This is a genomic window from Chryseobacillus diguaensis, assembly GCF_049220665.1.
Lineage (GTDB): Bacteria > Bacillota > Bacilli > Bacillales > Bacillaceae > Metabacillus_B.
In genome coordinates this window covers 260,651-273,222 of record NZ_JBMKNV010000003.1, presented here as the reverse complement: position 1 = coordinate 273,222, position 12,572 = coordinate 260,651, and the positions used below count along the sequence as shown (strand labels likewise).

The 12,572-nt window shown below is 41.1% G+C and carries 15 protein-coding genes and 1 other annotated feature (1 of these 16 cut by a window edge); of the genes, 1 reads left to right on the top strand and 14 read right to left on the bottom strand.

The genetic code is table 11. The features are described from left to right. Positions 1-30: a sequence feature (ribosomal protein L21 leader region), on the bottom strand (it extends 54 nt beyond the left edge of the window). Positions 31-89: 59 nt separating this feature from the next. The 3 genes from ACOT8F_RS06385 to ACOT8F_RS06375 are packed head-to-tail and all read right to left on the bottom strand — an operon-like array spanning position 90 to position 3,273. Beyond that, positions 90-1,556 carry an Rne/Rng family ribonuclease gene (locus tag ACOT8F_RS06385; protein ID WP_421650733.1) on the bottom strand — a complete coding sequence of 489 codons (1,467 nt, stop codon included), beginning with the start codon at positions 1,554-1,556 and terminating at the stop codon, positions 90-92. Between the two features lie 60 nt (positions 1,557-1,616). Next, on the bottom strand, positions 1,617-2,483 hold the full coding sequence (locus ACOT8F_RS06380; RefSeq protein WP_421650732.1) for a M50 family metallopeptidase: 867 nt from the start codon (positions 2,481-2,483) through the stop codon (positions 1,617-1,619). Then, on the bottom strand, positions 2,476-3,273 hold the full coding sequence (locus tag ACOT8F_RS06375; RefSeq protein WP_421650731.1) for a peptidoglycan DD-metalloendopeptidase family protein: 798 nt from the start codon (positions 3,271-3,273) through the stop codon (positions 2,476-2,478). Before ACOT8F_RS06375 ends, ACOT8F_RS06380 begins: the two co-directional genes overlap by 8 nt. Positions 3,274-3,387: 114 nt before the next feature. Here ACOT8F_RS06375 and ACOT8F_RS06370 point away from each other — a divergent pair, with 114 nt between their 5' ends. Beyond that, positions 3,388-3,600, top strand: coding sequence for a hypothetical protein (locus ACOT8F_RS06370; RefSeq protein ID WP_421650730.1), 213 nt, complete (start codon positions 3,388-3,390; stop codon positions 3,598-3,600). 33 nt (positions 3,601-3,633) lie between these two features. On the opposite strand, the gene minD is transcribed toward ACOT8F_RS06370, so the two are convergent. The 11 genes from minD to ACOT8F_RS06315 all read right to left on the bottom strand — a co-directional run bounded on the left by minD (position 3,634) and on the right by ACOT8F_RS06315 (position 12,569). Then, complete coding sequence (gene minD, locus ACOT8F_RS06365) at positions 3,634-4,437, bottom strand: septum site-determining protein MinD (RefSeq protein ID WP_421650729.1); 804 nt, start codon at positions 4,435-4,437, stop codon at positions 3,634-3,636. Between the two features lie 2 nt (positions 4,438-4,439). Further along, positions 4,440-5,123 (bottom strand): septum site-determining protein MinC, encoded by a 684-nt coding sequence (gene minC / locus ACOT8F_RS06360; RefSeq protein ID WP_421650728.1) that lies wholly within the window; start codon positions 5,121-5,123, stop codon positions 4,440-4,442. Between the two features lie 165 nt (positions 5,124-5,288). Beyond that, positions 5,289-5,801, bottom strand: a complete 513-nt coding sequence (mreD, locus tag ACOT8F_RS06355) for a rod shape-determining protein MreD (protein ID WP_421650727.1) — start codon at positions 5,799-5,801, stop codon at positions 5,289-5,291. Further along, on the bottom strand, positions 5,801-6,688 hold the full coding sequence (mreC, locus tag ACOT8F_RS06350; protein ID WP_421650726.1) for a rod shape-determining protein MreC: 888 nt from the start codon (positions 6,686-6,688) through the stop codon (positions 5,801-5,803). The genes mreD and mreC overlap by 1 nt, the downstream gene beginning before the upstream one ends. Before the next feature lie 288 nt (positions 6,689-6,976). Further along, complete coding sequence (locus ACOT8F_RS06345; protein WP_421650725.1) at positions 6,977-7,999, bottom strand: rod shape-determining protein; 1,023 nt, start codon at positions 7,997-7,999, stop codon at positions 6,977-6,979. Positions 8,000-8,099: 100 nt separating this feature from the next. Then, positions 8,100-8,789, bottom strand: coding sequence for a RadC family protein (radC, locus tag ACOT8F_RS06340; RefSeq protein ID WP_421650724.1), 690 nt, complete (start codon positions 8,787-8,789; stop codon positions 8,100-8,102). A gap of 30 nt (positions 8,790-8,819) precedes the next feature. Continuing rightward, entirely contained in the window at positions 8,820-9,389 is a 570-nt protein-coding gene (locus tag ACOT8F_RS06335; protein ID WP_421650920.1) for a Maf family protein, read from the bottom strand. A 1,103-nt stretch (positions 9,390-10,492) separates the two neighbouring features. Beyond that, positions 10,493-11,539 (bottom strand): SPOR domain-containing protein, encoded by a 1,047-nt coding sequence (locus ACOT8F_RS06330; RefSeq protein ID WP_421650723.1) that lies wholly within the window; start codon positions 11,537-11,539, stop codon positions 10,493-10,495. 114 nt (positions 11,540-11,653) lie between these two features. Next, positions 11,654-11,905 carry a hypothetical protein gene (locus ACOT8F_RS06325; RefSeq protein ID WP_421650722.1) on the bottom strand — a complete coding sequence of 84 codons (252 nt, stop codon included), beginning with the start codon at positions 11,903-11,905 and terminating at the stop codon, positions 11,654-11,656. 59 nt (positions 11,906-11,964) lie between these two features. Next, complete coding sequence (locus ACOT8F_RS06320; protein WP_421650721.1) at positions 11,965-12,129, bottom strand: hypothetical protein; 165 nt, start codon at positions 12,127-12,129, stop codon at positions 11,965-11,967. Continuing rightward, on the bottom strand, positions 12,129-12,569 hold the full coding sequence (locus tag ACOT8F_RS06315; protein WP_421650720.1) for a hypothetical protein: 441 nt from the start codon (positions 12,567-12,569) through the stop codon (positions 12,129-12,131). Before ACOT8F_RS06315 ends, ACOT8F_RS06320 begins: the two co-directional genes overlap by 1 nt. Positions 12,570-12,572: the final 3 nt, after the last annotated feature.

Here is a 12,572-nt window from a genome sequence, read left to right as displayed (position 1 = left end):
AAACCTGATCCTGAGCGGTTGTAGCACGGGTGCTACAATCAATAACATTTAAATGATACCAAAGGGCGTATGTAAAGTCAATTCATTTTCTATTGTTTTCTTTCTTTCAATTCCTGCAATCTCCCTTTCTGCCTAATCTCATAAGCAGGGGTATTGCCTGGCATTATCGTAAACAGAATGTTAAATTTCAGAGCTTTTTCAAGCCTCTCCATATGCTCTCCCTGTTTACCGCTTAGACAGTCCCTTACATCAGCAGTAGCCTCAATCCATAAAGCTTCTTCTTCCATATACTGATGCTCCCAAAGCTCTCTCTCAAGCTGATAAGCTACTGTTTCAGCGGCAGGTATTCTGCCGGTTCCGCTGCAGGTTGGGCACGGCTCCTGCAAAATGGACAGCAAATTAGCTCCTGTTTTTTTTCGGGTGAGCTGAAGAATGTTCAGTTCGGTAAATCCTACAATTCTTGTATGAACTTTATCTTCTTTCATTTCTTTTCTGAAAATCTGAAGAATCCGGTCCTGATCTTCTTTCATTTTCATATCGATAAAATCAATCAGAATGATTCCGCTCAAATCTCTGAGCTTGATCTGCCTTGTTATTTCATGTGCAGCTTCTGCATTTGTCTTAAGAACCGTATCCCTGAGAGATGACTTTCCGGTAAACTTCCCTGAATTCACATCAATCACATTCATGGCCTCTGTTTTGTCAATCACTATATAAGATCCATTTTTCAGCCAAATAATACGCTTCTGCAATTTTTCAAGCTCTTCTTCAACTTTATAGACCGAAAACAAGTTTTCTTTGGCGCCATAAAATTCGAGCTCTGTTTCATGTTTCTCAGGTAAGAGATCTTTCAGTTTCTTGTGAAGAGCCAAATCATCACAGATTACCTTGCCAAAAGAAGAAAGAGGTCTTTCACTCAAAAGCCGGTCTGTCAGTTCATCTGCAGACTTTAATCGCGCCGGAACCTTTTCCATCCGCATATCCTTTAGAAAGTTAAAAGCTGTTTTCAGCCGTTCAAATTCTTTTTTCAGTTCTTCTTTAGAACTCTCAGATGCTGCAGTCCGAAAAAGAATTCCTTCTGTTCCTTGAACCCACATTTCTCCGCAGGCACGCAGCTCCTCATTTTTTAGGGGATCTGTAATTTTTTTTGATACTGCCACATAGTCTCCATATGGCATAAAAACGAGGGAATAACCGGTAAATTCAAGCTTTGCAGAAACCTTCGGCCCTTTCCAGTCGTCTCCTTCTTTTTTGACCTGTACCAGAATCTTCTCACCTTCGTGCAGAAGAGCAGAAATCGAAAGCCTGCCACCTGAATCCTTTAGCTCTTTTTTAGGCGGAACGTCTTCCCTAGAGAGAAAAGCATTTTTTTCAAGCCCTATATCTACAAAAGCAGCCTGCATGCCAGGCATCACTTTTACAACTCTTCCTGCATAAATATTTCCTGTCACATTTGCTTTTTCAGGCTGCTGCACCCTGATATCAACGAGTTTTTGATCGTCAAGAATGGCCAGCCGTTTCTCTGTTGTTTTCGCATTAATAAGCAGTGTTTCCAAACCAAGTCCCTCTTTTATAAAACCATTTTCCCCAATTTACTCACGATTCGGTGCTCTTAGTCAATACGCATAGACTAATTCTCCGACAGTGGAGCCCGTGCGATGCTCATTAAAATAGGCATGAAGAAGTTCATTTTCATCAAGCTGCGACCATTTTTCTCCGTTTCTTTCCACCATAATCTGGTGTTTAAATCCTCTTTGAAATTGAAGGAGCACTTTAAATATAGACTCATTCTGGTCAACGACAATCGGTTTTAGCCTCGCAATATCCTTCTGCCTGCCATAATACCTTTCCATCAAAAACCGCATAAGAACAAATCGGCGCTGTTTGTATTCCATAATCAGGTGATAAACGAGAAAAAGGCTGATCACCCACAAATTAAGCTGGAATGGTGAAACAATCAATAAAATGGCGTTATAAATTGCCATTACGAATACGGAAACTAAAAGCATTCCTTTGTGTGCGTTGTGAAACGGCTTAAAAAAGGAAAAAAGCACAAATAAAAGTTTTCCGCCATCCAGCGGCCAGATTGGAATCAGGTTAAACAGCAGGATGGATACATTATAATACATGAATGCTTGAAAATCTGCTTCGTTTAGGATTCCGCTGTATTGTAAAAGAAAAGCTGCTGCAGCCAGCCAAATATGCTGCAGAGGTCCTGCTGCGATAACCCATATTTCTTCTTTCAAAGGGCGGTTTCCGTGTTCGTCTACTTCTGCTGCTCCCCCAAAGGGGAGAAGAACAATTGATTTTATTCTCCAGGAAAAGAAGCTTGCACACAGAGCATGCCCAAGCTCATGAATGAGAACGATGACCAGGAGCATCAGCATCCCTTTAAACTGGGCTGTAATAACACTAAGAAACATAATCGCCCAAAGGATCGGGTGAATGTGTATTTTCCAAAAGAGCTGCAAAAGCTTATTCAAAGTTAATCACCTGGATCGGATCAATAAAACGTTCCCCTTTTTTTATGGCAAAATAATACGTTCCTTTATTATTTGACCCCTCTTTAATAGAGCCGATTTCTTTACCTGTTTTAACAAAATCGTAGAGGGATACATTGATTTTGCCCAAATGTCCGTACCAAGTTTCGCTGCCGTCCGCATGCTGCAGTACTAAAGTGAGCCCTGTGCCTGGACTCTCTCCTGCAGACACGACGATGCCCTCGTTCATCGCATCGACTGCTGTTTTATCCGTTTCAACCATAATCCCCTGGCCGTTATCTTTAAAGGATTCTAATACCTTCCCTGTTGCTGGCACGGCATATTGCTGCTGTTCACCTGAACTCTCCTGATTATTCCCTTGAAAAAAGGCGAGCGGATGGCCAAATTGTTTTTGATACCATGCTGAAACCGCAGCGAATTGAAATTCCTTTTCCAGATTGCTCGAAATGACCGTTTTCGCCTTATCAAAAAAAGGAGAATGGTTTTTAAAAGCAATCGCAGTAAAAAGAACAAGACAGGCAGATAACAGGAGCTTCAGCATAAAAAGGCTGCTTTTAAAGAGAGGATGGCCTTTTTCGTTTAATTGTTCAGGAACACTTTCATAGCTTGTGAGAAGATCCGGAGCTGGAAGACCGAACTTTTCTTCTTCAGTCACAGTTTGAAGCTTCGTTTGAATCGGAATGACAACGGAGGATTCTTTATGCTCCCCGTTTCGCTCCATTTTTCTTTTCGCTATTCGCTTTCTCACTTCATCCGCACGCCGAGACGACATATTCATCAATCCCTTTTTCCATGAATTTGTACAAGTCTATGACTTGTCCTCCGGAATTATGTATACGCTTTGGATAAAAAGCTTTAACGAAAGAAAATAGAGGGAGAATGGAAAGTGACCATAAAAAAACAATCCCATTTGGCAGGGATTGTTTTTATGGCCGTTTTCGCAAAGATTATTACTTTTTCTTATGGGTTTAGAACACGCTTGAAGATTAGCTTCGTGGCATCTTTTCTTAAAGTCTTGCCGATGGTTGTTAACCGTAATATAGGGTCATTAGCAACAAAGTTTAAGAAAAGAGCCATAGAAAAAAAGCAACTAGTTTAAGAAAAGAGCCATTTAATAGACTAGTATAAAAACTCAGGCACGCACACCGAAGAATTGTTTAAGCTTTGCAAGAAATCCTTTATTAGGTTCTTCCAGACTTTGAAGAGGTACAGATTCGCCGAGAATCCGCCTTGCAATATTTCGGTAGGCAATCGCTGCCCTGTTATTCGGATCCATCGCAATCGGTTCTCCGCTATTCGAAGCTTTAATGACCTGGTCATCATCTGCGACAATCCCTATCAAATCGATAGAAAGGTGGCTGACAATTTCATCAACATCGAGCATATCCCCGTTTTGAACAAGGTGATTGCGGATTCTGTTGATAACAAGCTTAGGAGGCTCGATTTCTTCTTTTTCAAGTAAACCGATAATACGGTCGGCATCTCTTACAGCTGAAATTTCAGGTGTTGTCACCACAATCGCTTTATCAGCACCCGCTACAGCATTTTTATATCCCTGTTCAATTCCGGCAGGGCAATCAATGATAATGTAATCATAATCCTGTTTTAACTCATCAATCAGTATTTTCATCTGCTCGGGAGCAACTGCCGTTTTGTCACTGGTCTGCGCTGCAGGAAGCAAAAACAGCAAATCATCAAATCGTTTGTCCCTGACAAGGGCCTGTTGAATTTTACAGCGGCCCTCAACCACATCCACAAGATCATAAATGATTCTGTTTTCCAGCCCCATTACGACATCCAGGTTTCGCAAGCCAATATCCGTGTCAACGAGACAAACCCGTTTCCCGAGTATTGCCAGTGCAGTACCCAGGTTGGCAGACGTTGTCGTTTTTCCGACCCCGCCCTTCCCAGAGGTTATAACAATCGATTCACCCATGGTTACATTCCCCCCTCAAGCCTTGATATATTCGGTCTAATATGTGAAAGCTGCTGCAGCCGGTCAATTCTAATTTGGCCCTCATCATCTATGTAGGCACATTCCATTTCATGCTTTTCGGATGAAATCCGGTCAGGTGAAGGGTTAAAGGCATCGCCGATTCTCAATTGGGCAGGAGTCATATAAGAAGCAGCAATAACGGCTTCCCGGTTTCCGCTGTACCCCGCATGAGCAATTCCTTTTAACGAACCGAGAATAAAGATATTTCCGTTTGCAATAACCGCTCCTCCCGGATTTACATCACCAATGAGCAGCAAATCACCTTCCGCTTTAAGAATTTGCCCGGAACGCACAATTTTGGCGATCGATACAATTTCCGTTTCGCGTACCAGCTGATAGGCTTCTTCTTTTGTCATAACATTTGATTCAATTGTCTCAACTTTGAGACTTCTCTTTTTTTGGATAGCTGCTATTAGCAGCTCCTGCTGTTCTTTCCTCAAAAGGCGGTTCCCTGCTTTAACAATAACACCTGTCACAGGGCCGTTTTCCTGAACATACTGTTTCAAAGAAAGCATATCCTCAAGATCCTTGAGAAGCTGCTCAAATGAACAAGCATCATCCAGAATTAACGTCAATCCGTCCTTCGTTCCTTTTATCGTTACAAGCTGCTGTTTTTGAGCTTTCAAGATGTTCACCTCAATAACAATACATTTTCGACATACCGGGTCATGTTTCCTTTTTTTCATGCTTTTTTCTTGCAAAGCTGCCTTTAAGGAAATTCTGTCCAGAGAGTTTCTTAAAAAAGAGTATTTCTCATGAAATTTCCTGCAGCAGTTTTTGAAAAAACATCGTTAGTCTATTTCTCTGCTAAGCCCGGCGAGAAAAATCTTGATGGGATAAACAAGCACCAAACCGGCAACTAAGTTAAGCGCAAGAGTAGGAATCAGGCGCAGATTTACAAAATCATGCAGGTTAATTGGAACAGCCTGAATCAGCACCTGAATGCCGAAAACGAAAAATTCCAGAAGGGTGATAGAAATTAGAGACATAAAGATTACAATGAGCACGTTGTTGTACAGGATTTTCAGCGCTTTTGATGTCAAGTAAACAAGGAGCGGGAAGGCAAACAGATAAATCCCGAGAACCTCTGTATACACTATATCAAATAAAAGACCAAATATGGCGCCATACAAAATGGCGGTATTCCGGTTGAAATAAGCGCACATAAACAGCACTGTCAGAAAGGTAAATCTCGGAACAAAAATAAGCTGTCCCGACAGAAATGGGAAATGGACCAGATCAGCAAAAATACTTTCACTTATAAAAATAACCAGGACGAGAAACGGAAGCAGCAATCGTCTCACTATTTCCCATCCTCCTTGCCCAAGCTTTCAGCATCTGCTGTGGCAACATCTCTTTTTACAACTGATATATTTTCCAGATCATAGAAATCGGCCGATGGCTCGACATAGGCCATTTTTGTCAAACCGTAAGAATCAGGCTGAACTTCTGCCACCTTTCCAATTGATAGGCCTTTAGGAAAGACCCCGCCTGTCCCGCTTGTTACAACATCCTGGCCTTTTTGGATTTTCATATCTGTGCCAATATGCCTGAGCAGCAGTTTTTTGCTTTTATTGTCATAGCCTTCAATTAAACCGTAGATTTTACTGCCTTTTCCATCTTTGTTTTGCACAATGGCAGAAATCAGGTTTTTTCTGTCCTGAGCACTAAGAAGCTGCACAGTAGAAGTAAACTGGTCTGTGCTTTTTATCTTACCGATCAGTCCTTTTGAAGTAATAACAGCTGAGTCGACACTTATTCCCTGCTGGGAACCTTTATTAATTGTAATATATTCATACCATTTGTCAGGATTTCTGGCAATAACGACAGCAGGTGTTGGTTTATAAGCTCGAAGACTGTCTTTGCGGTTCAGCTCTTCTCTTAGCTTATTATTTTCATCTTTGACATCTTGAAGATCGGAATCAAGCTGTGCATACTGATCAAGTCTTGACTTTAGAAACTTGTTTTCATCATATGTATTTTTCAGATCATTCATATCACCAAAAAAGCCGGAAAAATATTGGGCAGGTCTATGGAAAATATTCTGAAACACCCCGGTGGAATCCTTTACAAACTGTTCAGGCCAAGTGATTTTCCTGTCTCCTTTTATAGAAAAACCTATCAATGCCACCAGAAGGATGATACTAATCAGCAACAAGATTAACCGTTTATTAAAGAAAAATTGTGGCATATTTACACCTCTTAACCTAAAATCTCTTGTTAAAGCTGACAGGGCATCTGAAAGCTGTAGCGTCAGCTCTGTAAATAAGGCTGTTGTCGCCAAGATTGTTGCTCTTCACATGTGTCTGGACATGGTTGAAGAAATTCTTCGTGGCATCATTTCTTAAAATTCGCAGTTAAATATTTGCCCGAAATGCTCAAATATAGATGTAAAAGAAACAAAGTTTAAGAAAAGAGCCTTAAATAAAAGCCGGAGGAAATTATGCCATTCCTCCGCTTTTTTTTCATTATTTTACAATTAGCGGCTCTCTCTGCCCTTTCCTTTAAACAAATGAATATGCTCTAATGCTTTTCCTGTGCCGATGGCAACACAATCAAGCGGATTTTCAGCAATTAATACAGGCATGTTTGTTTCTTCACTGATCACTTTATCGAGGTTGCGAAGAAGGGCTCCTCCGCCTGTCAGCACAATACCTCTGTCCATAATGTCTGCAGCAAGTTCAGGAGGTGTTTTTTCAAGAGTATTTTTAACTGCTTCAACGATAGAATAAACCGTATCCTTTAGCGCTTCCGCAATTTCTTTTGCCGTAATTTCAATTGTTTTCGGTAATCCTGTTAACAAATCACGTCCGCGGATTTCGAGATTATCGACACCCTCTGGAGTACCTGCGGATCCTATTTCCATTTTTATAGATTCAGACGTTCTGTCACCAATCATCAGGTTGTAGGTTTTGCGGATATAGTTAATAATCGCCTCATCCATTTCATCCCCTGCTACACGGATGGACTGGCTTGTAACGATACCGCCAAGGGAGATAATGGCTACTTCAGTTGTTCCCCCTCCAATATCAACGACCATGCTTCCAGTAGGTTCCCAGACTGGAAGATTCGCACCGATTGCAGCTGCAAACGGCTCTTCAATCGGATAAGCATCGCGCGCGCCAGCCTGTCTTGTCGCATCAATAACCGCACGCTCTTCAACTGCAGTAATGCCAGAAGGCACACAAATCATAACATATGGCTTTCTTGAGAAGAGACCTTTGTTCCTCGTTGCTTGTCTTATGTAATATTTCATCATTGTCGCTGTAGTTTCATAATCAGCAATGACGCCATCCTTCATCGGCCTTAATGCAACCACATTGCCAGGAGTCCGGCCAATCATATTTTTCGCGTCATTTCCAACTGCTACAATTTGCTTTGTATCCGTCTGAAGCGCAACAACTGAAGGCTCCCTTACGACAATTCCTCTTCCTTTGACGAAAACGAGCGTATTTGCTGTTCCCAAATCTATTCCAAGGTCTCTAGTACCGATTCCAAACATTAATGTATCTCCCTTTCTGAAACGAATTACTTTGTAAAGAAGGCTGGTGAAAAAAAACTCATAAACCTTATTATAGCGTAAATAACCAAAAAAAAAAGTGTTACAAATAGCCTTTTTCTTTTAAACTGACATATTTTTGATCACCGATAATAAGATGGTCCAAAAGTTCGATTCCAATGACCTTTCCGCACTCAGAAAGTCTTTTGGTCACTTCAATATCCTCGCGGCTTGGAGCGGGGTCGCCAGAAGGGTGGTTGTGCATGCAGATAAATGAAGCTGCGGATCGTCTGAGAGCTTCTTTAAAAACTTCTCTCGGATGGACAATGGAGGCATTGAGACTGCCTATAAAAATAGTCTGTTTATGGATCACTTGATTTTTCGTATTCAGGTATAGGCAGACAAAGTGCTCTTGCGTCAAAAATCTCATTTCTTCCATGACAAAATTGGCACCGTCCTGAGGAGACCGAATGACATATCTGTCCTCGAAAGCAAGACGGTTTATTCTCCTCCCAAGCTCAAGTGCCGCAAGAATTTGGACTGCCTTTGCTTTTCCGATTCCTGAAATGCTGGTTATTTCTTCTGCAGAAGCTTCCTTTAAAAGCCGCAGACCTTCAAAGTGGGTCAGCAGCCTATTGGAGAGCTGAAGAACGGATTCTTGTTTTGTTCCCGTTCGGAGCAGGATGGCTAGCAATTCATGATTGGACAAACTGTCCGGACCATTGGCGAGCATTCGCTCCCTTGGCCTTTCATCTTCTGGGAAATCCCGGATCTTCAACGTTTCGGCACTCATGATACCCTCCTTTAGATTTCCCTTCCTGCTTTATCCTTTATATCCCATCTTTTTAAGCTCTCTATAGGTTTTTGCAAGCGGGAGGCCTACTACACTGAAATAGTCTCCTTTTATTTCTTTCACCAGCAAAGAACCTTTTCCCTGTATTCCATAGGAACCTGCTTTATCCATGGGTTCCCCAGTAGAAACATAGCTCTCAATCTCATCATGTGACAAATCCCAAAAAGTCACTTCTGTTTTTTCACAAAAGGTTTTATTTTTTCCTTTATAACAGATTGAGACACCCGTCATAACCATGTGGGTCTTTCCTGATAACAGGGATAGTGTTTGTATGGCTTCCTTCACATTTGACGGTTTCCCGAGAATCTTGCCTTCAATCGTAACTACAGTATCTGCACCAATGATATATGCATCAGGATACTGCTCCGCTATGAGGAGAGCTTTTTGATAAGCGAGAGATGAAGCCGTTTCTTCAGGAGAAGCATTTTCCTCTACTACTTCTTCCATATCACTTTTAATAATAGTAAATGGAAGTCCGATTATTTCCAGAAGTTCTTTTCTTCGCGGTGAACCTGAAGCCAGAATAAGGCTGTGTTCCATCATTCGTCCACTTCCTTCTTAATTGTTTCGTTAAGGGAGATACAGCTGTATCGTATCAAACCTAAATCCTTTTCTCAATTTGTTAAAAAGACATTTTCCCATCCATAATGCTTTAAATTCTGCCTTTTCACTATTCGGCCTGCTTCGATTGCTTTCCTTTGCCAGAGTGTTTTTTTCTTACAATGCCAATGATCCAAACAAAGCATAACAGTGAGTATAAAGTGAACCACCATAGTGTCCATACATTATTAACATATTGGGTAAAATCAACGAGACCTGGATGAAACTCCAGGCCTCATCACCCATACAATAATGACACAAGGAAAAATAAAAGGGTAGTAAGTTTTGTGCCTTGAAAGTTTTTGCAAACCGAGCATGGCTGTCAAAAAGCAGAGGGTTATTTTCACAAAGGTTCCAAATACCCAAAACGTATCGACAAGCACTTCGATTCTTTCAAAGCTCATAACCTCAAAGGTAGACTAGGTTTGACGCTGCACTAAATAACGGTGTAAATGACTACAAGAAAAATGATAACCTCATAAAAAGACGAATTCCCTTCAGGGTTAATAGAAGTAATCATAAAATTGCTTAGGTTCCTTATGACATAAGAGGCAAGATGCAAGGAATAAAATACAATCAATAAATGGACCAGCGCACCAAAAATGGGATGCTTTTTCAGTAATATCGAAAAGGGATGCATATTTGTATTTTCTCATCAGGAGAATGATCACGAAGTTCAGCAATAAACCTGCACATACAGCTAAAAGCATGGCAATATAAAATGCAGGCAAAGAGAGAGCAATAAAATAGGAAATAACTCGGACAAACCTCACAAATGTGGAAAGATTGTAATGCTGATATTAGTCTTCAGAATGCCTGCAACTTTTAGTACCAAATTTGTCACTATCAATTTTTCTCGGAATTTTAGGTTCGCGAAAAGCAGGCATATTCTTCCCTCCAGATATGAAAAATGGTATTTGTTAGTATGTATCAAATCATTGTTTGTATACTTTAAGGTCAATTCGGCAGAGGAAATCAGCATAAAAAAAGAGCTCTTAAAAAGAGAACTCCTTGGTTTTAGAGCATTAAACTATTTGGGGGTGTTAATTTCCAGAGAAAGCATTCAAGAGTGATTGCTGAGATTTCCATCCGCCGTTTTGATCAGAATTCGCTGCTAAGGTTTCAGCTGCTGATTGAAGTTCTTTTTTAAAAGCTGCTGCCTTTGCATCTTTTGCAGGCATTTGGCTAATCGCTTTGGCTGTATTAGCAAGCTCCGATTTGTCCAATGTATTTCCAGCTGCTGCATCAGCTGATAATGCAGATAATGCCAGAATTTGTTTTGAATATGACTTCAGCTCACTTGGCAGGTTCCATGTTGTTTGTTTCCCGCCCCATGCATCTATGCTTTTCGACTGAAATTCTTTGCTCATGGCTTGAGCCTGGGCCTTGTCTGCTGCAGCTCCAGCGTAAACATAGTAAGCATTTTGATCCTGAACAGAAACAGCAGGATAGCCCTTTCCAGCTAAATCCTGTTTAACAGCATCTGCCCCTTCCTTCGTAGAAAACTTCCCAGCTTGTACAACGTAAGTACTGAAAGAACCGGCGGCTGCTTGAGGATCAGCTGAGGCGTTATTGCCTGCGCCCTCTTTAACTGTTCCGGATACAGGAAGGCTAGTTCCAGCATCAGCCGTTTGCGGTGCAGGTTCTCCGTTTGCTTGTTCTCCTCCATTTGACATGAATTTCAAAGCGGCGGTGCCAAACCCGAGTCCCATAACTACAGCTATGGTGACTGTGATCAGCAGCTGTTTCATAGGAAATCTTTGCCTGTTTTTGGTTTCTCCTACTTGTTTAAATGAAGTGACAAAAGATTTTTTGGGTGCTTTAGAAGCAGTAACCACTTTGGGATCATCCTGAAAGACTTCGTTTTCATCAGGAAGAAGCCACGGAAACTCATCTTCTTTTTCTGCCTTCTCCTCAGCTGCCGCTACTTCTGATTCCGTCTTTGCTTTCTCCTCCCATGTAGAGATTTGGAGTTTCTCCTTTTTCTTTGCAAGCTTGTCTGTTAATGAAGCAAGCTTATCCGTTTCTTTCCCCAATTCTTCTTTTCCATTAAGTAATATCTTCATTGCCTGGTTTGTCCTCTTGTTCATTTCCTCACCACCTCATACCCATCTCGTTTTATGATTTGGTTGTAATGCTATCACAGGGCAAAAAAAAAAGAACAAGACATTTGTCGTCTTGTTCGCAAAGCTTTTCGCCAATTGCTACTGATTTTCAGCATTGTTTTCAGTATTGAATGGCTGAAAGGGGTTTTCTTTGTTGGCTGGTATGGTTTTAGGGAAAGGCGGCAGCTGTTTTTTAAGTTCTGTAAGGTTTGGCATGTAGAAGGCTGAGACGGTTGCCGTATACTTTAGCGGTGTTGGTTCCTGATCAAATTGGACGGATAGCTCTAATTTGTCTGCCTCTGTATAAGCAAGATCTGTAAAGTAGCCGCCTTCAGGCAACAGGTTGGTCAATTTCATTAAGATAGGAATAAATTTAACGGGATAAGTTTTTGTCCATTTTACAGCACCTGCTAGTGTTTCTTCACCTGTTGGATTAGAAAAGCCTGGTCTGCATCAATCCTGTTAAATAGGAACGCTAAAGCGCCTGCGAGCAGAATGGCGGACACCCCAATAACTAATAAGGAAGCGTAGTTCTTTTGCTTTTTTTCTGGAAGGAGGTTAATATTCGCAAGCATTATTGCACCTCTTTTAGAGACAGCCCTAGAAGTGTCTTGAATTTTTCCGGAACCAATTCATTTTTCGCACTAAAAATGTGTTCTTTTGTTAGCGGAACAATTGGCAATTCTGTCTGTTTCGCGATTTTTTCCGTAAATTCCTTTATGAAAGGATGATCACCGGTTACCGCAATTTTATGAATTTGCTGTTCCCCTTGGCTTACACTGAACTTATAAAAGCCAAGAAGCTTTTCGACTTCCAGCAAATTATCTTCAAATAATAGAAGGGCATCTTCTTTGGTACCTTCTTTAAGAGAAAATGTAAAATACAAGCCTGTCATATGTTCAGTTTTGTGATCCCATTCCTTCAAATGAGAAGTCACCTGAAGATTCCTCATTAAAATAGGATGTTCTTTTTCAAAGATCGTGAATGTGACAGACTTCATATTCGCTTGGATCAAGAG